We start from the raw sequence: 21,838 nt of genomic DNA on the forward strand, positions 1-21,838 counted from the left end.
GCTGCGCACTCCAAAACATTCATGCTCTTCTGCTCGAACTGAACAACGATTGGCAGATTTCGTACCGCAACACGATGGTCGAACTTTCATTCAGATCAAGGAGTAAGAGATCGGACCCATTCTCAGCACAATCATCAATGACTTCAGGTCATGACGTCGGTGCATCCGAAAAATTACATTTCCTTGACGGAAGTGATCCAAATAGGTGTAGAATAGGCTCTGCTATTTTGAGATAATTCATTGGTCTTTTAATCAGTAGGGGAGATATATTCATGAACTGGAAATCATCTTTTTTTGGTGTTGTTTCGTTACTATTAATCATGCAGCCGGTATATGCAGCTTCCGAAATGACAGGTAAATGGACCGCCAAATCCTCCGGCGGGAAGTTGATGCTTCGGGTATCGGGGGGAAAGACGCAGATGAAGCTTTCTGGAAGCTGTAATCAGGGCTGGATTACTGCCCAACCTGCCGACGCGTTTGTCCTCGACGGGGGTAACCTGGCTATTAAGAGCTCCTCTTTTAAGATTCCTATCGGTGGACAATGCGCAACAGCAACCGTAAAAGCGAAAAAATCCGGGAATGGATTTAGGGGCTGTTGACGTTCGGGATTCCCAAATCACCTGACTTCTGATTCAAGGTTGCAAACGGAGGAGAGCAACCTTGACCCGAAGAGTCCTATCCAATTCGCAATGGGCGATCATCGAACCATACTGCCTGGGTAAAACCACCGATCCCGGACAAACCGGACGTGACCCACGACTTTTCATGGAGGCAGTCCTCTGGATCGTCCGCACGGGCGCGCAATGGCGCGAATTGCCGGGTGAGTTTGGCAAATGGAATTCTGTATTCAAGCGGTTCCGCAGATGGGTCAAAGCGGATGCTTTCTATTGTATGTTCAAAGCATTAGCCTCAGACGCCGATCTGGAATACGCAATGATCGACGGTACTATCGTCAAGGTTCATCGCTCGGGTCAGGGCGCAAAAGGGGGACTCTCTGCCAGGCCATTGGACGCTCACGCGGCGGCATAACGACAAAGATACTGGCTCTGACGGATGCGCTCGGTAATCTCGTCGATTTCTGTCTGATGCCAGGGCAAGCTCATGATCTGCGCGAGACCGATGCGTTGATCAGCGGCTTGTCCGCCGGATATTTGCTGGCGGACAGGGCCTTTGACGCGGATTGGCTGCGCAATGGCCTGCTGGATCGCGGCATAACCCCGGTCATACCGCCAAAATCCAACCGGAGGTTCCCGGCAGAGTTCGACAAGGAAACCTACAAATGGCGGCATTTGATCGAAAACTACTTTGGCAAACTGAAGGAAAACAGAGGGATAGCAATGCGCTCTTGCAAAACCGACCAGAGTTTCAAAGCCTTCATCTCAATTGCCGCAACGCTCATTCACACACGGTAAACGTCAACAGCCCCTAGCTTCAGTTTCAGGAATAAATGGAGTTTTTCAGGCTCGGTGAAATAGACCAACAGCGCCATTCGGGCAGAATGATAGCGGCGGAGCGTGACCGGCCCCCTGTGTAATCTCCGCAATCGATTGGCGGGGCTATTCCATTTGGGCAGCTAACAGTGGTTGTAGTTGACGGGCCTTCCTCACCGGCTCCGGGTGATAGATGTCGCCGTTCAGTTCCAGGATATCTACATGGTGGGGAAGCCGGTTGAGCAATGCGCGGTCAGGCATCGAAGTGACGACGCATGGAAAGCCGGCCGGGTGTAATGGGGCAATCGAAGCGTGACGCGGCTAGGAGACAGCGTCGCCGCATGAATAGGCAGCGGATGGTCGTTGTCCGGACTTTTCTGATCTTCGTTGCTGGCCCGTTCGGACGAAAAGAGGTCTTCCGCTGTGTCGAGAAGGAACGGTAGAAATGGGGCCGCAAGCCGACATACCGCTTCCGGACAGCAGTTTACCGAAGCGGACATTCATTCGTGCCATCTTCACCACAGGTTCCGGCCCAAAGCCTACCATCGCCGTACGAGCGCACGCTGCGATGCAACTTTCTGAAAGCTGCCGTTCGGTTTTTCAGCATCATCGTCTCCGATCCACCGACGGCCAAGTGCACAAGAGTCTGTGCTTCAATCCTACTTGTCGCGAAAGCCTGCAAGAACGCGCAATTGCATGTTTAAGGCCAAACTGGGATCGCCCGGCAAATATTTTTGAGGGCGCCCTGTCCTTTGCCGGTCATGAACTTATATGCGCTGTCGTGCTTCGCGTTTTATCGCGGATATGCCAATATTGCCTCACGCGGAAACTCTCTTGAAGGAGACAGCGACAATGCGTTTTCTACCCAACATAATCGCAACCACCCTCGCACTCTTTGTCACGGCGGCCTCCGCGTCGGCGCAGGTGGTGGTGTCGTCCAAGATCGATACCGAAGGCGGTGTGCTTGGCAACATCATCCTCTCGGTGCTCAATGCAAACAACATCGAGACCACGGATCGCCTGCAACTGGGCGCGACGCCGATCATGCGACAGGCGATCACCGCCGGCGAGATCGACATCTATCCCGAATATACCGGCAATGCGGCGTTCTTCTTCCAGAAGGCCGATGATCCTCTCTGGACGGATGCCGCAAAGGCCTATGCGGAGGCCAAGTTGCTTGACTATGACGCCAACAAGATCGTTTGGCTGACGCCGTCGCCGGCCAACAACACCTGGGCGGTTGCGGTTCGCAAGGATGTTGCCGAGGTCAACCAGATCAAGACCTTCAGCGATTTCGGCGCCTATGTCGCAAACGGCGGCAATGTCGTCTTGGCAGCCTCTTCCGAATTTGTGAATTCGCCAGCCGCTCTGCCGGCCTTTCAGACCGCCTATGGCTTCACGCTGAAGCCGGATCAGCTGATCACGCTTTCGGGCGGCGACACGGCAGCAACGATCGGGGCTGCGGCCAATCAGACCAGCGGCGTCAATGCGGCCATGGTGTACGGCACTGATGGCGGCATCGCCCCGTCCGGTCTGGTTGTGCTCGAGGACGACAAATCGGTGCAGCCGGTCTACCAGCCGGCGCCGATCATTCGCGAAGCGGTTCTCAAACAGCACCCGGAGATCGAGGCGCTGCTGAAGCCGGTGTTTGAAAAGCTCGATCTGGTGACACTTCAGGATCTCAATGGTCGTGTCCAGGTCGGCGGCGAGCCGGCCAAGGCGGTGGCTGATGACTTCCTGAAAGCAAACGGCTTTCTGAAATAGGATGGCGCGGTCTGCCTCTGATCCCTGGAAGCAGGCCGCGTCCGGTTCTGACGGGGAGCGCGGCTTGGGCCTTCGCTTTGACAAGCTTGGTGTGGTCCTCGCTCTCATGGTCGCCTATGGCGCCTATGCCGCCCCGTTCGTGACTTTTCGAGCCAATCGTATCGTGCCCGGCGAAGGCCGCTTTCTGCTGGAAGCCCTGCCGTCGGGGCTTGGTGTTGTGCTGGCCATTGCCTTGCTGGTTGCCGGTCTGGTCGCTCTGGTTCGCGCCCCGATCTTGCTGCGCCTGTTGATCGCGGCGATCATGCTTACGGGCCTAGCCGTCACCATCGGCATAGCCGCCAGCAATCTGACGCCGGAGGGTGACAGTTATGCGCGCATTGCGCCGGCGTCCGGCTTCTGGGTGCTGGTGTTTGCCTTCGCCCTGATGGCAGCTGATGCTATCGCACGCCTCAATCCGAAACCGCTCACGCGTGTCGCCTTGCTTGCGGTGGCGCTGGCGGCTGTCGGCGTCTTTCTGACGTCCGGGCTGTGGGCCAATCTTTCGATCCTCAAGGAATATGCCAGCCGTGCAGATGCCTTTTGGGCCGAGGCGTTGCGGCATGTCCTGCTGGCCGTGGGATCGCTTCTGGTCGCGGCGATGGTGGGCGTTCCGCTCGGTATTCTCTGCCACCGGGTGGAGCGGTTGCGGGCCGGTGTGCTGAATGTGCTCAACCTGATCCAGACCATTCCATCGATCGCGCTGTTTGGAATCCTGATCGCCCCGCTGAGCTGGGTGGCGATCAACGTTCCGGGCGCCAGCGCGCTCGGCATTCGCGGCATCGGTGCAGCACCCGCCTTTGTCGCCCTGTTTCTCTATTCGCTGCTGCCGGTAGTAGCCAATACGGTGGTTGGCCTTGCCGGCGTGCCACGTGAAGCCAACGAGGCGGCGCGTGGTGTCGGCATGACCGGCGCCCAGCGGCTGACGCGGATCGAACTGCCGCTTGCCCTTCCGGTTATCCTGACCGGCATCCGGATCGTTTTGGTGCAGAATATCGGCCTTGCGACCATCGCCGCGCTGATCGGTGGCGGCGGCTTTGGCGTGTTCGTGTTCCAGGGCATGGGGCAGACGGCCATGGATCTTGTGCTTCTCGGAGCGGTGCCGACGGTGGTTCTCGCTTTCGCATCGGCCATCGTCCTGGATGCGCTTGTCGACCTCTACGCCCCCGCGGGCACAGCTGGAACAGTCAGATGATTGAAATCGAGGGCCTCACCAAACGCTATGATCAGACGACAGTGGTCGCCGACATCTCGATGGTCATGGAGCCGCATAGCGTCACGGTGGTGGTAGGCACCTCGGGATCCGGCAAGACAACGCTGCTGCGGATGATCAACCGGCTGGTCGAGCCGACCTCCGGTTTGATCCGGATCGACGGCGAAGACATCAGCACGCTGCCGGGATTCGAGCTCCGGCGTCGCATCGGCTATGCGATCCAGGGCCACGGGCTGTTTCCCCATCGCACCGTTGCCCAGAACATTTCCACCGTCCCTGATCTGCTTGGCTGGGACAAGGCCAGGATCAAGGCGAGGGTGGCGCAACTGCTCGAGCTGTTCCAGCTTGATCCCGCGATGTTTTCCGACCGCTTTCCGCATGAGCTCTCCGGCGGTCAGAAGCAGCGCGTGGGTGTCGCACGGGCACTGGCGGCCGAGCCGAATGTGCTTTTGATGGACGAGCCATTCGGGGCGCTCGATCCGATCATCCGCACCAAGGCGCAGATTGATCTGCTGGAGATCCAGAAACTGTTCGGAACCACGATCATCCTGGTCACGCACGACATGGATGAGGCCTTTCACCTGGCTGATCGCATCGCGGTGATGGATGCAGGCGCACTGGTGCAATACGCCACGCCCTCGGATCTTGTGAAGCAGCCAGCCACCGATTTTGTCCAGAGCCTGATTGGTGAAAATGAACGTGCCTTCCGGCTGTTGTCGATCGACACGGTGGGCCATGCGGTCGAACCGGGTACGGCGCAAGGCGCGTCGCTTTTAGAAACCACCAGCCAAAGGGATGCTTTGTCCGAGCTGTTGTGGAGCGGTCGAAAGGCAGCACCGGTTGTCGGTGCCGATGGCTCGTCGCTCGGCAAGGTGACACTCGAAGCCTTGGCGCGCCGGGCTGCCGGGCCATGACGGGGACATGGTTTCCATGGTTCGCACGTGCCTGCCTGTTGTCGCTGCTGGTGGTCTTTCTGCTCTCGCCCGACTTGTTCGAGCCGCTGCTCAGCCCTCTGGCCCAGGAAAATGCGCCGGTGATCTACAATCAGGGCAGCCTGCTGACGCTGACCCTGCTGCATCTGCGCACAGTGGCGATTGCGACCGCGGCGGCGACTGTGGTGGCCGTCTTGCTCGCCATTCTGGTCACCCGCCCGTTCGGCGCGGAATTCCTGCCGCTGTCGCGCAGCCTGGTCAATGTCGGCCAGACCTTTCCGCCGGTCGCGGTTCTGGCGCTCGCCGTTCCGGTGCTCGGCTTCGGTGAGAAACCGACGCTGGTTGCCTTGTTCCTGTACGGGCTGCTGCCGATCTTCGAAAACACGCTGACCGGATTTGCGACCCTGCCGGGTCCGGTTCTGGAAGCCGCGCGTGGGGCAGGCATGACAGACCGGCAGCGGCTGTGGCGGGTCGAGCTGCCGCTGGCCATGCCGATCATCCTGGCTGGTATCCGCTTGTCGGTGGTCGTCAGCCTTGCAACCGCGACGATCGGCTCCACGGTCGCGGCAAAGACCCTGGGGGAGGTGATCATCGCCGGCTTGCAAACCAACAACACAGCCTTCGTGCTGCAAGGCGGCCTGATCGTCGGCGCGGTTGCTATTTTGCTCTATGATGGACTGTCCGCCATCGAGCGTATTCTCGCCCGCCGGACCGGCTTGTCACAGGCTTGACCGGAAAGCCATTCCGGCTTTGGTGCGATCCCCGTGGTGGTTTTGCTTGCTCCGAATTTGGTGCCATAAAGCGCATGAGCGTGGCTGCGCGGTTCGCGATGCGTGGCCTTGTCCCCGAAAAACAAAAGGAATTTCTCCGTGACACTTGCTGACCTGTTGGCGCCATTTGATCTGAGCGGCCGGATTGTTCTTGTGACCGGCGGCACGGGCGGCATTGGGCGAGCCTGTGTGGAACGGTTGGCACAATACGGCGCAACGGTTGCATTCACCTATGTCGAAAATGTCGAAGACCGCGCAACGGCGTTGGACAGCTTTGACCTGCCGAATGTGACGGCCCACCCGCTTGATCTGCGCAGCCACACATCAATACGCCACTGCTTTGCCAGCGTAATCGCTGAACACGGCAGAATTGATATTCTGTTGAACAATGCTGCAGTCGGCTCGGCCACAGTCGCTGTCTTGTCTGATGACGCTGCCGAACAAGACAGCTTGATGATGACTATTAATGCAGATGGCACCCTGAAAATGTGTCAGGAATTCCTGTCACTGCCGGAAGGCACAAACCGCAAGCTGATCAACATCAGCTCTGTCGGAGGCGGCATCACCGCATTTCCGGGGTTCCGGTTATCCGACGGCATGAGCAAGGCAGCCGTGGCCTTTTTAACCCGTCAATTGGCGGCTGAGACCACGCACAAGGATGTCGATGTCTTTGCGATCTGCCCGGGCGCGACCGACACGCCGATGTTCCAGGCCAGCACGCTGAACAAGCTTAGCGCCGAGGAACGCGCAAGATTTTGCGCCAACCTGCCCAAGAGCCGCCTGATCCAACCGGCTGACATCGCCGCCGTGGTGCACTTTCTGGCGACACCTGCATCGCGCGTCATGCATGGCGCAGTCCTGGATGCATCCATGGGCCTGGGGTCGCGACCGGGGCTGCAGACAGAATTTAAGGGGTAAAACGGATGCCGATAAAGAAAGCATGCTTTCATCTCCCCCGAGAAGAGCAATTTAGCTGACAAGGACTTAGGACTGTCGACCAATTCTGCATTGAAGCAGCGTTAAAGCCCGACTCAATATCTTATATGGGGCGCAAATCGGCCATTACACTCGCTATAGCTCAAAGTCGGCTCAAGCCCGAAAATACCAATGCGGAGAAACCGCTACAGGCCTCCAATGGGCTCAATCCTGCCCTGCAACGGCTTCAGTAAACCGGCGCGTGGGACCACCGCAGTGTCGCCCGGGCGTGTGAGATCCGGGCATGGGAATGAGCCAGGCGCGCGGCCCCGGTCGGGACGCGGGAGACAGATGCCGGGGAGGCGATTGTGCTTCCCCGGCCGCTTCGGGGCCGCGCTTGGCGGTGCCGTGCAGGCCGGCTATTTCGGGTTGATCAGGTTGATACTGGCGCCCATGATCAGCGCCGTTTCAGCGGTGGATTCCCCGGTAAATGTGTTGGTCGCCGAATCCGCCTTCCAGCCCGACGACGAACTGCCGCCACCGCCGCTGAAGCTGAACGGGCCGATGCGCAGGCCGGCCGAGACTTCCCATCTCTCGGAGAACGCTTGAAATGTCGACTGGCTGACGGTGATCGTGAACGAGGGCTTGTAGCAGACCAGCATGCCGACCTTTTGCACCGACATGATGCCGTCAGGCCCCCAGACGGCCTTCGAGCCGCTGTCGCCATAGGGCGAGAAGCCACGAATGAACGGGCCGTTCTGAACGCTTTTGACAAACCCGCCATTGTACCAGGGCGCCGCCTGTATCGAGATCTGGTCCCACGCCTTGAAGTTGACATCGACTTTCAAGGATGAATCGGAGGCAAACTCGTCGACCCGTTCCCAGGAACCGCCGACATTGACGCTCCAGAAAAACGTGCCGATCGAGGCGCTGCCGCCGGCCCAGGTCTTCTTGTAATCATACTGCGACTGCGAATTCGAAAACCCGATCGATCCGGAACTGCCGCCGGTGCCCGACTGGACCTTGTTGAGCCAGGTCGTTGCATCCATCGAAAGCGAGTATCCCGGCACCAGTGGAAAAGCCGACAGGGCAGGGTCCTCGAGCTTGGTGTAATAGTCCTTGTTGCCGTTGCGATCCTGGGCGTCCTTCAGACCCGGCGTGGTGGTTTCCGACAGCAGCTGATTGTAGACGTTTTGTTGCGACTGCACATTCTGCCAAGCCGAATCCAGCTGCGCCTGCCAGGATCGGCCGCCGGTGCTTCCCAGCCATTCGGTAAAGGGCGGTGTGTTGGTGCCGCCGGTCTCGGTCTTGTAGGCATCGGTCGCCTGCCTGTAGATCGTGTCATGATTGTTGGCCGCGAGCTGCAGCATGTTGCGGGCCTGCTCGATGTCGGCCTTCAGCTTCGGGTCGGTTGTCGCAGCACTCACCACATTGAGCATCTGGCCATAGCTGTCGTTGAAAGCGGTTCCGGCCGACGTGTATTGCCCGGTTGCACTGAACTGCGGCACCGCGGAACAGAAATCCCATTGCGCAGCACTGGTATAGCCGAGCGAAACCACCTTCCAATCCCATGTGGTGAAGGGATAGATCAGCTGGAAATTATTGGGCGAGATATTCAGCCCGTCGACCATGGCGCCATACAGATAGTTCCAGGACTTGTCGTTGACATCGGCAAGCTTGGCCGTTGTCAGCGGGTGTTCACTCGACAAGGCGATCGGGTGAATGTTTTCGTATTCCCTTGCCGCTTTTTCGAGTTCAGGGGTGTTAATCAGTACTTTTCGCATAACGAGTCCTTACCTTTTGAAGTTGATCATTCACATTGCAAGACGGCCGAACCGAAGAGCGGCGGAAGATGTGATTCAGGCTGGAGATGTTCTTGGTAATGACTCCTTTCATATGAAATTGGACACAGAGTTGCATTGCCCTGAATCAGAGATTCAGAGAGGGAATGGGAGCCTTGGAAGGAGCAGCCAAATATTATTCTGGTATTGAGACGTTCATATTCGCGTATAGGTCACGAAGTATACATCGCATCCGATTGGATGCGTCTGGTATTTGCAGGTCGAGCAAATGCACGCGGACAAACAGTCCACCGATACTGCGCGGTGAATGCGAATAGAAGTTTCGATGCTCTGGTTTTGATGTTTATATTAAATCATCCGAAAACGGTTAAAGTCAAATATAAATTTACGATAAGCGCTGCGTATTCAATAACATACACGCCAGATTGCGTTGTTTAAGCGGTCTATACTTATGGCTAAGTATATTGAAATTATTTGTAAAAATCGCCTTATAAGTGCGATAAAAATAAACACAACTAAAAAGCGAGTTTGGGGCGCGTGCGGCGACCTGAGGCGCGCGGCGTGAGCTCGATCCGCCGTCCTCCGGACGAATCTATGACCACAATTCGGGCGGATGGAGCCAGCGCGATGGGCTCGTGGATTCGGCCACGGGACCCGGAAATGGCAGCCGCACGCCCGCGTCATCGCGCGTGCCCGGTCGCTATCGTCAGGTCGCGCCGGCGATACCATGTATCTTCCGCGGCAGGCAGGCCTCGGAAGGCCCGCCCGTTCGGGTGCTGCCGCCGCGGGGTGGCCTTCTCTCAGGCTGGGTGCAGCCGGTCGGTCTCGCGCCAGTCCGGATTGGTCCAAGGCTCGAGATTGCTCGGCGGCAACGGCGTGCGGCCGAGAATGTGGTCGGCGGCCTTCTCGCCGGTCATGATCGAGGGACCGTTGAGATTGCCATTGGTCACCCGCGGGAAGATCGACGAGTCGGCCACCCGCAACCCGTCGACGCCGATCACCCGGGTTTCCGGATCGACCACGGCGGTGGCGTCGTCGGCCCGGCCCATCCGGCAGGTGCCACAGGGATGGTAGGCGCTTTCGGCGTGCTCGCGGATGAAACCGTCGAGCTCGTCGTCGCTCTGGACATCAGCGCCCGGCTGGATTTCCATGCCGCGATAGGGATCGAACGCCGCTTGCGCAAACACCTCGCGGGTAATCCGCACGGCTCTGCGAAACTCCTGCCAGTCTTCGGCATGGCTCATATAGTTGAAGCGGATCACCGGGGCCGTCTTCGCGTCGCCCGAGCGTAGCCGAACATCGCCGCGCGAGGCCGAGCGCATCGGTCCGACATGGGCCTGAAAACCGTGCATCGGTGCAGCTGCCTTGCCGTCATAGCGGATCGCGCCGGGCAGAAAATGGAACTGGATATCGGGGTAGGGCACACCCGCTTCAGAGCGAATGAAGCCGCAGGCCTCGAACTGGTTGGAGGTGCCGAGCCCGCGCCTGAGGAACAGCCATTGCGCGCCGATGATCGCCTTGGAGAACAGGTTGAGCTTGGAATAGAGCGTGATCGGCTGGATGCATTCCTGCTGGATATAGACTTCCAGATGGTCCTGCAGATTGGCACCGACGCCGGGCCGGTCGGCAATCACGTCGATACCATGTTCCGCCAGATGCGCACCCGGGCCGATGCCCGACAGCATCAACAGCTTGGGAGAGTTGAAGGCAGACGCGGCGATGATGACCTCGCGCTTGGCGCTGATGGTCTCCACCGTGCCGCCGCGCTCGATTTCTACCCCGGTGGCGCGTTGATTCTCGATCACAACCCGCCGCGCCAGAGCCCTGACGAGGTTGACGTTTTTGCGCTTCAGTGCAGGCTTGAGATAGGCTTCGGCCGTCGACCAGCGCTGACCCTTGTGGATGGTCTGCTCCATCAGCCCGAAGCCTTCCTGACGGGAACCGTTATAGTCGTCGGTCACTCCGTAACCGGCCTGGCGACCGGCTTCGATGAACGCCGCAAACAGCGGATTTTCCGCCGGTCCGCGCTGCACATGCAGCGGTCCGTCGGTACCACGCCAGCCCTCTTCGCCGCCGATGCCGCCGTTCTGGTGCGAGGTTTCCATGCGTTTGAAATAGGGCAGCACATCGGCAAACGACCAGCCTGTGGCTCCCTGGTCGGCCCAATGGTTGAAATCGCCGGCGTGCCCGCGCACGAACACCATGCCGTTGATCGAGGACGAGCCGCCGATCACCTTGCCACGTGGTGCTGCGAGCCGCCGGTTGCCCAGATTGGGTTCCGGTTCGGTGGTGTAGCCCCAGTCGTAGAGCCCCATGTTCATCGGATAGGACAGCGCCGCCGGCATCTGGATGAAGGGGCCGAAATCCGAGCCGCCATGCTCGATGATAATCACCGAGTGCTTGCCGTCCTCGCTTAACCGCGCGGCCATGGCCGAACCTGCCGAACCGGCGCCGATGATGACGAAATCTGCTTGCATGATGGTTATCCTCGGTCCGTGCTCAGTAGGGGCTGTCGACAGGCCCGGTGGCCACGTAGACGCTCTTGAGGCGGGTGTAATGCTCGATCGCTGCGCGCGAATTCTCGCGCCCGATGCCCGATTGCTTGACGCCGCCGAACGGGGCTTCAACCGGGGTCAGATTGTAGCTGTTGATCCAGGTGGTGCCGGCCTCGAGTTTGGCGACAACACGATGTGCCCGCGTCAGATCGGCGGTGAACACGCCTGCCGCCAGGCCGAACTGGGTGTCGTTGGCACGGCTGAGCGCCTCTTCCTCGTCGTCAAAGGCGAGCACGCTCATCACCGGACCGAATATTTCTTCCCGAGCAATGGCCATGTCGTCGCTGACATCGGCAAACACCGTGGGCTGGATCCAGGCACCATTCTCGAAGCCCTGGAGCTCCGGCACGCCACCGCCGGTGACTAGCCGCGCGCCTTCGCGCTTGCCGCTCTCGATATAGCCAAGCACCTTGTCGCGCTGCGCGATCGAAACCATCGGCCCCAGATGGGTCTCGGGATCGAGCGGATCACCAATGCGGATCGCCTCGGTTCGTTCTCTCAACCGCTCGAGGAACCGGTCATGCATGCCGCGTTGCACGAACACCCGCGTGCCATTCGAGCAGATCTGCCCGGTCGAGTAGAAATTGCCGAGCATCGCCCCGCCGATGGCGTCTTCCATGTCGGCGTCGTTAAACACCAGGATCGGTGATTTCCCACCCAGTTCCATGGTTACCGACTTGATGGTCGGCGCTGCCGCCGCCAGCACCTTGGCGCCGGTCGGCACTGAGCCGGTCAGCGACACCTTGGCAATATCGGGATGGCTGGCGAGTGCCGCGCCGACATCGCCATAGCCCTGAACCACATTGAAAATGCCGGCTGGCAGGCCCGCATCCTTGAAGGCTTCGGCAAGCAGCAGTGCTGTCAGCGGCGTCATCTCGGAGGGCTTGAAGATGAAGGCATTGCCGCAGGCAAGCGCCGGCGCGGATTTCCAGGCCGCAATCTGGATCGGATAGTTCCAGGCGCCAATGCCCGCGCAGACGCCCAACGCTTCCCGGCGGGTGTAGACGAAATCACCGCCCAGATCGACATGCTCGCCGGAAATCGCACCCGCCAGTCCGCCGAAATATTCAAGCGCATCTGCAGCCGATGCGGCGTCGGCCACAAGCGTTTCCTGGATAGCCTTGCCGGTGTCCAGCGTTTCCACCCGCGAGATTTCTTCGTTGCGGGCGCGCAGGATCTCGGCGGTGCGCAGCAGGATGCGGCCGCGTTCGACGCCCTTCAGCGCCGCCCAGGCCGGTTGTGCGGCTTTGGCGGCGGCCACGGCCTGCTCGACGATGGCTGGCGTTGCCGAATAAAGCCGGGCATTGAGTTCACCGGTCGCAGGATAAATGCTTTCGATCACCGTACCGGCATCGTCTTCGACATAGGCGCCGGCAATGTGATGGGAGGCAGTTGGTTGTGCTTTCATGTCATGTCTCCATTGGTGTCCGGGCCGGGCCTATTCGCCGCGCGGAAATCTTTTCGATTCTTCTAAAATGTTGAGGTCCATATGGTTGCGCATGTAGCGCTCGGAGGCCTTTTGAAGCGGCTGGAAATCCCACGGATAGTAGTCGCCGTTCCTCAGCGCCTCGTAGACCACCCAGCGCCGCGCCTGGCTTTCGCGCACCTCGGCGTCGTAGCGTGCCATGTCCCATTTGGCCCGCACCTGCGCCATGAAGCGGGCAACCCGCTCGGCCTGTGCCGGGTCGTTTGCCAGGTTGATGCGCTCATCGGGATCGGCGTCGAGATCGAACAATTGCGGCTGATCGAGCTCGCAGTGGATGAACTTGAATTTGCCGTCACGGATCGCCACCAGCGGCGCTTCCGAGCCTTCGGCCGCATATTCCATCTGCACCGGCGTTGTGCGCGTCTCGCCAGCCATGGCGGGCGTCAGGCTTTCGCCATCGGTCCATGGTGCGACCTCGGCAAGCGATACGCCGGCGAGATCGGCCAGTGTCGGGTTGATGTCGAGATTGGAAGTAGGCTCGCTGACCAGCCCCCCGTTCTCGCCCGGCACCGCGATCATCAGCGGCACCCGTGCCGAGCCCTCGAAAAAGCTCATCTTGAACCACATGCCGCGTTCGCCCAGCATGTCGCCATGGTCGGAGCAGAACACCACGATGGTGTTGTCGGTCATGCGGGTGGCTTCGAGCGTGGCCAGAATCCCGCCGATCTTGTCATCGAGATAGGAGATATTGGCGAAATAGGCCTGGCGCGAGCGCCTAACATTGTCCTCGGTGATGTCGAAGCGCTCGGAGTCATTGGCGTTGTAGAGACGCTGCGAATGCTGATCCATCTCTGCATACGGGATCGGCGGCACGCGCGGCGTGAGCTCGAGGCAATCCTCGTAAAGATCCCAGAATTGCTTCCGCGCCACATAGGGATCATGCGGATGCGTGAACGACACCGTCAGCGCCCAGGGCGGCGAGGCGGGGTCGTCGCTGGTCCGCGCCAGCTGGTGCAGCTTCTGGCTGGCGAAGAATGCCACCTCGTCATCATATTCCATCTGGTTGGAAGTCTCGGCGACGCCTGCGCCGGTAACCGAGCCCAGATTGTGATACCACCAGTCGATCCGCTCGCCGGGCTTGCGGTAATCCGGAGTCCAGCCGAAGTCGGCCGGATAGATGTCGGTGGTCATCCGTTCTTCAAACCCGTGCATCTGGTCGGGGCCGACGAAATGCATCTTGCCCGACAGGCAGGTGTAATAGCCGGCGCGCCTGAGGTGATGCGCGTAAGTGGGAATGTCGGACGCAAATTCGGCGGCGTTGTCATAGACCCGTGTCCGCCGCGGCAATTGCCCCGACATGAACGATGCCCGGCCCGGCGCGCACAAGGGCGAGGCGGTGTAATTATTGGCAAACCGCACCGAGCGTTTGGCCAGCCTTTTCAGGTTGGGCGTGTGCAGGAAATCTGCCGGGCCATCCGGAAACAGCGTTCCGTTGAGCTGGTCGACCATCAGGATCAGGATGTTGGGACGCCGGGTCTCGGTCTCGGTCATAGCGTCCTTCCGCGAATTTCCAGCAAATGTGTTTCGATGTGGTCCTCGACCAGCGCCACCGCGTCATGGCGGGCAGGGCCGGTGCCAAGCGCCTTGCGGATGTAAAGCCCGTCGATCATCGCCGCAGCGCCTTCGGCAATTCGTTCGGCTTCATACGCGCCGGCAAGTGGCGCCAGCCCGCTCATCAGGTTGGAATGCAGCCGCCGGGCGTAGACCGACAGTAGTCGCCGGATTTCCGGCGCGCGTTGGGCATCGACGTAAAACGCCAGCCATGCCGCCACCACCTCGGCGGAAAACTGCTTGTCTGAAAAGCTCACCGCGATAAGCGCTGATACCCGCGCACGATCACTTTTCGCAGCCTTGAGCGCGCTGATGGCGTCGCCCCGCAGATCGCTGAGCAGCGCCCGGACTGAATCGCTGATCAGCCGTTCCTTGGAGCCGAAATAATGATGCGCCAAAGCCGGCGAAACCCCCGCCCGCCCGGCAATCTCCGACATCGTCACATCCATCGAGCCGCGCGCGCCGATGGCCTCGATCGCGGCATTTGTCAGCGCCTTGCGGCGGATGGGTTCCATACCGATTTTGGGCATAAAGCATCTCCCGAGGACTGGTTGGACAGGTGTTTTATACAGACGGTGAAGCTGGAGTTTAATTTTGATTGACTGATCAATCAATAAAAAACTTGGACCTGTTGCGTCTCTCAGCCAACTACCGGGTCTGAAGCTGGGAATCGGGATTTTGGGGAGCGCTTGCTGGCGGACAGAGGTGCACAAGTTGCCGCGGGCCCGGTCACGCGCCCGGGCACTCGTTTTGCCACGCTCTGGAATGAACGCACACTGGCGGTCGACTGGCCGCCCAGTCCCGTGTGGGAGCAATCTGGTGCAGGTGCGCGACCGCCCGAACCGGGCGGTCGCGTCACAGAAGTGTCAGGCCACTGTAGCCGGCATACCGGCCGGGACAACAACAACCTTGGCGCGGTTTTTCACCCGGCCATGAAGATCGATGATGTCCTGATTGAGCAGCCGGATGCAGCCCGACGAGACCGCTTTGCCGATTGAATTGGCTTCGGGGTTGCCGTGAATCCGGTAAAGCGTGTCCTCGCCGTTCTGGAACAGATAGAGCGCCCGGGCGCCGAGCGGGTTGAGCGGCCCCGGATCCATCCCGCCATTGGCGACCGAATAGGGGATCAACGATGGATTGCGCGCGACCATGTCATCGGGCGCCTTCCAGCGCGGCCATTTGCGTTTGTACTGCACCACCGCGTCGCCGGACCAGGAAAAGCCCTGCCGGCCAACGCCGATGCCGTAGCGCATGGCGGTGCCGCCTTCTTCAACCAGGTGCAGGTAAAACGTGCCCGGATCGACAATCAGCGTGCCCGGCTTTTCATTGCGGAACGGATTGTCCACGCGCTGGCGCCAGAAGCGTTCCGGCACCACGCCTGCCGGCACGGCTTCGATCGGGAAGGGTTCGTCCAGAACCGGACCATAGGCGGCTGGCATGACGCGCGCGCGCGGTTTGATCGGTTCGGCGTTGGAGGTCTCGCGGCTGGAAATCGTGGTGCAGCCCGAAAGCGCGGCCAGCGAGGCTGCGCCGAGGAAAAGGCGTCGGGTAATCATGGATTTGGTCCTTTGAAGCTGAAGCAAGCTGGCCTGTCGGCGGACAGGCCCGGGTTTTAGGTCAGCTCAGGCGCGGAGGCCTGAAAATTCGGCTTGCCCGCAATTCACCGCGGGTGCCGTCCGAGGCAACGTCAAGCGTTCTGCCGGAGGAGAGATGTGCCAATTTGCCCACTGCAGGCAGCGGCAGTGCATGAAACCAGCAGCCCGACCAAGCGATGGCGCCACGCTGGCAGCGACTGGATGTATTGGTTTTGGCATCAGACGTGCCCGCGGTCCGCGCTGCTTCTATCGCGTTCGGCGAAGCCACTGCCTGGGACGAAAGCCCACGCGTCAAGGGCCCCGTCAAGCCAAGCGTGACGGCAAGCAAACACAGAAAAAGAAGGCGGTACATGGACATGCCGGACTACTTACCGGCAACTGTGGCTAATTCCAGACACGTTTGCCGCAGTCCAATCAATAATTGGTGAGAAGATGCAGCCGTGTTGCCGATTTTTGCGCCCGGCATTTTCCTGCCAGGCGTGCCCATTGCCAACAACCGGCGACAGGGGTGAGCCATTGCTGACAAAAGCTGACAGCATGCATTTGCTACATGGCGCTCATCGCCAACAATCCAATCAGGAGATCTGCCATGCTCACGCTTTACCATTCCCCTCGTTCGCGTTCCTCCCGCATCGTCCGCCTGCTCGACGAACTCGGTGTTCTCGATCAGGTCGATATCCGCATCGTCAGCATTGCGCGCAACGATGGTTCCGGCGGCGCCGACCCGGCCAATCCGCATCCCGAAGGCAAGGTGCCGCTTCTGGTCCATGATGGAGTGGCGATCTGGGAAACCAGCGCCATCATCCTCTACTTGACCGATCTGTTTCCCGTAGCCGGTCTTGGTCGTGTGGTCGGTACGGCCGACCGCGGCACCTATTTGAGTTGGCTCGCCTGGTATGGCGACGTTGTCGAACCGGTGATCGTTTGTGCTGCAGCAGGCATCTCCCATCCCTTTCTAGACGCCACCTTTCGCGGCGTTCCCGAAGTGGTGGCCCGGCTCTCGGCACAACTGTCGAAAACGCCCTACCTGCTGGGCGAGGCATTCTCGGCGGCCGATTTGCTCCTGGTCTCGCCCTATGTCTGGTTCCCCGAAGCCACGCCCGACGTGGCCTCGATCAAGGACTGGATCGCCCGCTGCCAGGCGCGGCCTGCAGCTCAGCGGATCATGGATTTTGATGCGGCCCATACTTTGCCATAGCCTCGGTCCGCAGCGCCATTCGGTGGCTGTCGAATGGCGCGGGCGGCGTGTTGACGCGGTTTGAATCAGCGCGCCCCCCTTTACAAAGTCGCATGCGGGCTCAAAATGCACCCCAACCAAAGACGCCCCCAAACACGACATTGTGGAAAGTATCAATATGACCGCTTGCATCATCGGCTGGGCCCATACGCCCTTTGGCAAACACGCTGACGAAACTGTTGAAAGCCTTGTCACCAAAGTGGCGCGCGAAGCCATCGAACATGCAGGGCTCGAAGCCTCCGATATTGACGAGATTTACCTCGGCCATTTCAATGCCGGCTTCTCGGCCCAGGATTTCACCGCCAGCCTGGTGCTGCAGGCCGATGATGATTTCCGCTTCAAGCCCGCCACCCGCGTTGAAAACGCCTGCGCCACCGGTTCGGCTGCGGTTCATCAGGGTATCAAGGCAATCCGTGCCGGTGCTGCCCGCCGGGTGCTGGTGGTCGGCGTCGAGCAGATGACAACGACGTCGGGCCCGCAGATCGGCGCCAATCTGCTCAAAGCCTCGTACCTGCCCGAAGATGGCGAGACGCCGGCGGGCTTTGCCGGCGTGTTCGGCAAGATCGCCGACGGCTATTTCCAGAAATATGGCGACCAGTCCGATGGTCTGGCGGCAATTGCCGCCAAGAACCACAAGAACGGCGTCGACAATCCCTGGGCGCAGATGCGCAAGGATCTGGGCTTCGAGTTCTGTCGCGCCGAAAGCGACAAGAACCCCTATGTCGCCGGTCCGCTCAAGCGCACCGACTGTTCGCTGGTTTCCGATGGCGCCGCAGCGGTGGTGCTGTCTGATGTCAACACCGCCATGCAGGCGCCGCGCGCTATCCTGTTCCGTGCCGCCGAGCACGTGCAGGACTTTCTGCCGATGTCCAAGCGCGACATTCTTTCCTTTGAAGGCTGCGCGCTGGGCTGGAAACGGGCTTTCGCCAATTCGAAAACCTCGCTCGATGATCTCTCCTTTGTCGAGACCCATGACTGCTTCACCATCGCCGAACTGATCGAATATGAAGCCATGGGTCTGGCCAAGCCGGGGCAGGGTGGTGATTTTGCCATGAGCGGCGAAACCCAGAAAGATGGACGCCTGCCGGTCAATCCGTCCGGCGGTCTCAAAGCCAAGGGCCACCCGATCGGCGCCACCGGCGTCTCCATGCACGTGCTTTCTTCGATGCAACTGACCGGCGAGGCCGGCGGCATCCAGGTCAAGGATCCGACGCTCGCGGGCATCTTCAACATGGGCGGCGCCGCGGTCGCCAATTACGTCTCCATCCTCGAGCGGATCCGGTGAGCTCTGGCCTCGCCGGCCACATCATCGTCACTGGCGGTGCATCGGGCATCGGCGAGGCCGCCGTTCTGGCATTGATCGATGACGGCGCCGCCGTCACCATTCTCGACGCCAGCGCTGACGCTGTCGCCCGCGCCGAAGATCGGCTCTCGGGCGAGGAAGTGCTGGCGCTGGTCTGTGATGTCACCGACGAAGAGGAAGTGGCCGATTGTCTGGCGCAAGGCGTGGACACCTTCGGCCCGGTCACCGGGCTGGTCAATTGCGCCGGTATCGCCCGCGATATGGCCGCCGAGAAGACCAGTGCGGAGTTGTTCCGCCAGATCCTCGACGTCAACCTGACCGGCAGTTTCATATTGTGCCGTGCGTGCCTCGACCAGATGGGCGACACGCTGTCGATCGTCAATCTGGCCTCGGTGTCGGGCATGCGCGCCAATGCGGGTCGCGTCGCCTATGGCGCCTCAAAGGCCGGCGTCATCATGATGAGCCAGGTGCTCGCCAATGAATGGGGTGCCAGCGGCGTCCGCGTCAATGTGGTCGCGCCCGGACCGATCGATACGCCGCTAATCTCGCAACTGCATACCGCCGACGACCGCAAGGTCTGGGCCCCCAAAATCCCGCTGGGCCGCTATGGCCGCCCCGAAGAAGTCGCCGCCGCGATCCTGTTCCTGCTCTCGCCCGCCGCAAGCTACATCAACGGCCATGTGCTTGTCGTCGACGGCGGCTTTTCTTCCTCCGGAATCATTGCCGGGCGGTAAGCGTAACAGTCCGCGAGAGACGCTTTCCCGCGTGCCGCGATCAACAATCTCGGGACACGCAACGACGATCTCGAAATGCTGGTTCGCGAAGTAGAAAACCTCGCCACCTCTATTCGCGATAAAGCTGGCGATCGCTGAGCATCGTCGGCATATTCAGGCCCTGAGGAACTCGGCTTTGCCCACCGATGGAAAGGGTGTCCGCCACCCTTATGCGCGGCGTCCGAACGACACGCCGACCGCCGTGGCGCCGATTACCAGCGCCATGCCGGCCCATTGCCAGGGCGCGAACCATTCGTTCAGCGCGATGGCTCCGACGGCGGTTGCCACCACCGGGCTCGCCAGCGCCAGATAGACGGCGCTCGGGCCGAGCCGGCCAATGCCGCGGGTCCAGACGAAATAGGCAAACGCGGTGCCGAGCAGCATCAGCCAGCCATAACCGAAAACTTCCGTAAGCCCCGGCGCCGGCGGCATGCCTTCAAAAATCAGCGCCACGGGCAGCAACATTGCCCCGCCGAAGATCAGTTGCCACGTGGTGGTTTCCAGCGGCGTACCCATGCGCCCCCAGCGGTCGATCAGCACCGTGCCGACCGCCATCGACAGCGCCCCGCCGATCGCCGCGGCAGTGCCGATCGGATCGGGCCGCGTTTCAGGCGACAATACCAGCAGCCCGACGCCGATCACGCCGGCGACACCGGCAAGGATCTGCAGCGGGTGCGGCGCACGCCGCGCCAGCCAGGCCGCAATCAGGATCACTGCCAGCGGCTGAATCGCCCCGAGCGTCGCCGCCAACCCGCCCGGCATCCTCGCCGCAGCAACGAACAACAGCGCGAAAAAGACGCCGATATTGCTCGCGCCTATGGCGGCGTGGCGTTTCAGCGCGGCAATCGGGGGGATGCGCGGGTTGAGCATCAGCAGGATCAGCCCGGCGGGCAGCGCCCGAAGCGCGCCAATCAGCAACGGATGGTCCACCGGCAGCGTTTCCGTGAACACGATGTAGGTGGTGCCCCACAGCATCGGCCCCAAGATGGTAATCAGGATTGTGCGCAACATCGTAATTCGCTATCATTTGATGTGTAATATTTCTACGTCGAAATGTATTAGATTGGAGTCCATTTGCAAGACCCATATCAAGCCTGGCGAAAATGGTGAAACGATACGCAGAAAAACCGGTGCAGAAAGGTTCGACGCTGGAGGGAATCCTCACCCAGTGGCGCGCAGCTCGGCCTGATCTCGATTGCCGGCCGATGGCGGTGATCGGCCAGATCTGGCGCACAGGCCATCTGGCGACACGCGCCGTCGAGGCCAATCTCAAGCAGTATGATCTCGACATGGCAGGCTTTGACGTCTTGCTGACATTGCGCCGCCAGGCCGATGGCAAGGCAATGACGCCCGGCGAACTTGCCCGCGACATGATGCTCTCGCCGCCGGCGATGACCAACCGCATCGACCGGCTCTCGGCGCGTGGTCTGGTCGAACGCCATGCCGACCCCGATGATCGCCGCGCGCTGCGTGTGGCGCTGACCGAGGCCGGCCGGGCGATGGCCGATCAGGTGGTCGAAACCCATGTAGCCCTCGAGGAAAGCCTGCTCGAAGGCCTCTCCCAGGATGAGCGCGATCAGCTCGTCGCACTGCTGCAGCGGGTCGGCCGGTAGCCACGCTGCCTGTACCCCCGGTCGTCCTCAGGGAATGCGGGCAAAACCAAGAAGACGGCTGATCTTGTCGAACGTGTATGAAAACACGTCAACGCGCGATGACTTGTTGCCCTCGACCGTTCGCAGCACGCCATCTTTTTAGTCAAGCACCAGCCCGACATGGCCTTGCCACCCCGATGGCGAACCGCGCCACCAAACGATCACATCGCCGGGCAGCGGCGGGTCAGCCAGTGTCGGCTTCACCACAAAACCCTTCTTCTTCAACTGGGCAAGCACGTCGCGGGCGCCGACCGTGTATTTGAACGGCATTTGTTGCCCCGGCTGGCTGAAACACCAGCTGATAAAACCCGCACACCAGGACGATCCTTCCGGTGCGAGTCCATTGAGATATTTCCTGACGAATGGCCCGCGATTGTTGCCGCCGACTTCACCTGCGCCGGCTGCGATCTCGCCAAGTGCTGCTGTCAACGCGCCCCGCACGGTTGATGATCCGCCACCCGATGGCGGCAAAGCATGATTGTCGGTAGTGCCGGCGTTTTTGGGCGGGTCTCCTGCGATGCGGCGGATGATGGCCGCGAGCGTGAGCGGGCCGGCGATACCGTCGACAACCAAGGGGCGGCCGGAGGAATCGACATTTTGCATCTGGAACGCTTTGACGGCCTTGTAGACCTCGTTGCCAAAATCCGCCGTCTCTCCGGCGAGATAGTAGCCCAGTGTCTCAAGATCACGGCAGAGCTTGCGCACTGGCTCGCCTGAGGATTTCCTTCTCAGAAACATCTGTTTCTCCTTTCATCCAAAACAACAGGCCGTAGCGCGCCAAAAGCGAAAGCCGGGCACCTGCTGAGGCCCGCCCGCGGCATCAC

The 21,838-nt window shown here is 60.5% G+C and carries 19 protein-coding genes; 11 read left to right on the plus strand and 8 right to left on the minus strand.

What is annotated here, in order from left to right; translation table 11 throughout:
• Positions 1–272 precede the first annotated feature (272 nt).
• The 7 genes from ACK6D9_RS10265 to ACK6D9_RS10295 all read left to right on the plus strand — a co-directional run bounded on the left by ACK6D9_RS10265 (position 273) and on the right by ACK6D9_RS10295 (position 7,063).
• Entirely contained in the window at positions 273–599 is a 327-nt protein-coding gene (locus ACK6D9_RS10265) for a hypothetical protein (RefSeq protein ID WP_412051589.1), read from the plus strand.
• A 61-nt stretch (positions 600–660) separates the two neighbouring features.
• Positions 661–1,412 (plus strand): IS5 family transposase gene (locus ACK6D9_RS10270; protein ID WP_412049012.1). Its coding sequence is split into 2 segments (ribosomal slippage): positions 661–994 and positions 994–1,412, totalling 753 coding nucleotides; the frame shifts between segments, so codons are not numbered across the junction.
• A gap of 870 nt (positions 1,413–2,282) precedes the next feature.
• Positions 2,283–3,194, plus strand: a complete 912-nt coding sequence (locus ACK6D9_RS10275) for an ABC transporter substrate-binding protein (RefSeq protein ID WP_412051590.1) — start codon at positions 2,283–2,285, stop codon at positions 3,192–3,194.
• Positions 3,195–3,300: 106 nt separating this feature from the next.
• On the plus strand, positions 3,301–4,425 hold the full coding sequence (locus ACK6D9_RS10280; RefSeq protein ID WP_412051783.1) for an ABC transporter permease: 1,125 nt from the start codon (positions 3,301–3,303) through the stop codon (positions 4,423–4,425).
• Positions 4,422–5,357, plus strand: coding sequence for an ABC transporter ATP-binding protein (locus tag ACK6D9_RS10285; protein WP_412051591.1), 936 nt, complete (start codon positions 4,422–4,424; stop codon positions 5,355–5,357). Before ACK6D9_RS10280 ends, ACK6D9_RS10285 begins: the two co-directional genes overlap by 4 nt.
• Positions 5,354–6,106 carry an ABC transporter permease gene (locus ACK6D9_RS10290; protein WP_412051592.1) on the plus strand — a complete coding sequence of 251 codons (753 nt, stop codon included), beginning with the start codon at positions 5,354–5,356 and terminating at the stop codon, positions 6,104–6,106. The genes ACK6D9_RS10285 and ACK6D9_RS10290 overlap by 4 nt, the downstream gene beginning before the upstream one ends.
• A gap of 138 nt (positions 6,107–6,244) precedes the next feature.
• The gene (locus tag ACK6D9_RS10295; RefSeq protein ID WP_412051593.1) at positions 6,245–7,063 is read left to right on the plus strand and encodes an SDR family NAD(P)-dependent oxidoreductase; all 819 of its coding nucleotides are present in this window, start codon (positions 6,245–6,247) and stop codon (positions 7,061–7,063) included.
• A 416-nt stretch (positions 7,064–7,479) separates the two neighbouring features.
• Here the strand turns inward: ACK6D9_RS10295 and ACK6D9_RS10300 are convergent, their stop codons facing one another.
• The 6 genes from ACK6D9_RS10300 to ACK6D9_RS10325 form a co-directional block, all read right to left on the minus strand.
• A complete protein-coding gene (locus ACK6D9_RS10300; RefSeq protein WP_412051594.1) occupies positions 7,480–8,844 on the minus strand; it encodes a hypothetical protein in 1,365 nt (454 codons plus the stop codon).
• A gap of 818 nt (positions 8,845–9,662) precedes the next feature.
• Entirely contained in the window at positions 9,663–11,342 is a 1,680-nt protein-coding gene (gene betA / locus ACK6D9_RS10305; RefSeq protein WP_412051784.1) for a choline dehydrogenase, read from the minus strand.
• A gap of 19 nt (positions 11,343–11,361) precedes the next feature.
• Positions 11,362–12,825, minus strand: coding sequence for a betaine-aldehyde dehydrogenase (gene betB, locus ACK6D9_RS10310; RefSeq protein WP_412051595.1), 1,464 nt, complete (start codon positions 12,823–12,825; stop codon positions 11,362–11,364).
• 30 nt (positions 12,826–12,855) lie between these two features.
• Positions 12,856–14,394 carry a choline-sulfatase gene (gene betC, locus ACK6D9_RS10315; RefSeq protein ID WP_412051596.1) on the minus strand — a complete coding sequence of 513 codons (1,539 nt, stop codon included), beginning with the start codon at positions 14,392–14,394 and terminating at the stop codon, positions 12,856–12,858.
• Positions 14,391–14,984 carry a transcriptional regulator BetI gene (gene betI, locus ACK6D9_RS10320; protein ID WP_412051597.1) on the minus strand — a complete coding sequence of 198 codons (594 nt, stop codon included), beginning with the start codon at positions 14,982–14,984 and terminating at the stop codon, positions 14,391–14,393. Before betI ends, betC begins: the two co-directional genes overlap by 4 nt.
• A gap of 336 nt (positions 14,985–15,320) precedes the next feature.
• Positions 15,321–16,010, minus strand: a complete 690-nt coding sequence (locus ACK6D9_RS10325) for a L,D-transpeptidase (RefSeq protein ID WP_412051598.1) — start codon at positions 16,008–16,010, stop codon at positions 15,321–15,323.
• 628 nt (positions 16,011–16,638) lie between these two features.
• On the opposite strand from ACK6D9_RS10325, the gene ACK6D9_RS10330 reads away from it, so the two are divergent.
• The 3 genes from ACK6D9_RS10330 (at position 16,639) to ACK6D9_RS10340 (ending at position 19,323) form a co-directional block, all read left to right on the plus strand.
• Entirely contained in the window at positions 16,639–17,247 is a 609-nt protein-coding gene (locus tag ACK6D9_RS10330) for a glutathione S-transferase family protein (protein WP_412051599.1), read from the plus strand.
• A gap of 157 nt (positions 17,248–17,404) precedes the next feature.
• Positions 17,405–18,571, plus strand: a complete 1,167-nt coding sequence (locus ACK6D9_RS10335; protein WP_412051600.1) for an acetyl-CoA acetyltransferase — start codon at positions 17,405–17,407, stop codon at positions 18,569–18,571.
• On the plus strand, positions 18,568–19,323 hold the full coding sequence (locus tag ACK6D9_RS10340) for an SDR family NAD(P)-dependent oxidoreductase (protein ID WP_412051601.1): 756 nt from the start codon (positions 18,568–18,570) through the stop codon (positions 19,321–19,323). Before ACK6D9_RS10335 ends, ACK6D9_RS10340 begins: the two co-directional genes overlap by 4 nt.
• A 207-nt stretch (positions 19,324–19,530) precedes the next feature.
• Here ACK6D9_RS10340 and ACK6D9_RS10345 read toward each other — a convergent pair whose 3' ends face one another.
• Positions 19,531–20,373 carry an EamA family transporter gene (locus ACK6D9_RS10345; protein WP_322989828.1) on the minus strand — a complete coding sequence of 281 codons (843 nt, stop codon included), beginning with the start codon at positions 20,371–20,373 and terminating at the stop codon, positions 19,531–19,533.
• A 95-nt stretch (positions 20,374–20,468) separates the two neighbouring features.
• Between ACK6D9_RS10345 and ACK6D9_RS10350 the strand changes: the two genes are divergently transcribed.
• Complete coding sequence (locus ACK6D9_RS10350; RefSeq protein ID WP_412051602.1) at positions 20,469–20,975, plus strand: MarR family winged helix-turn-helix transcriptional regulator; 507 nt, start codon at positions 20,469–20,471, stop codon at positions 20,973–20,975.
• A 138-nt stretch (positions 20,976–21,113) separates the two neighbouring features.
• Here the strand turns inward: ACK6D9_RS10350 and ACK6D9_RS10355 are convergent, their stop codons facing one another.
• Positions 21,114–21,752: a peptidoglycan-binding protein gene (locus ACK6D9_RS10355; protein ID WP_412051603.1), complete on the minus strand. Its 639-nt coding sequence runs from the start codon at positions 21,750–21,752 to the stop codon at positions 21,114–21,116.
• Positions 21,753–21,838: the final 86 nt, after the last annotated feature.

The sequence above is a fragment of the Hoeflea sp. Naph1 genome, assembly GCF_046837775.1.
Lineage (GTDB): Bacteria > Pseudomonadota > Alphaproteobacteria > Rhizobiales > Rhizobiaceae > Hoeflea.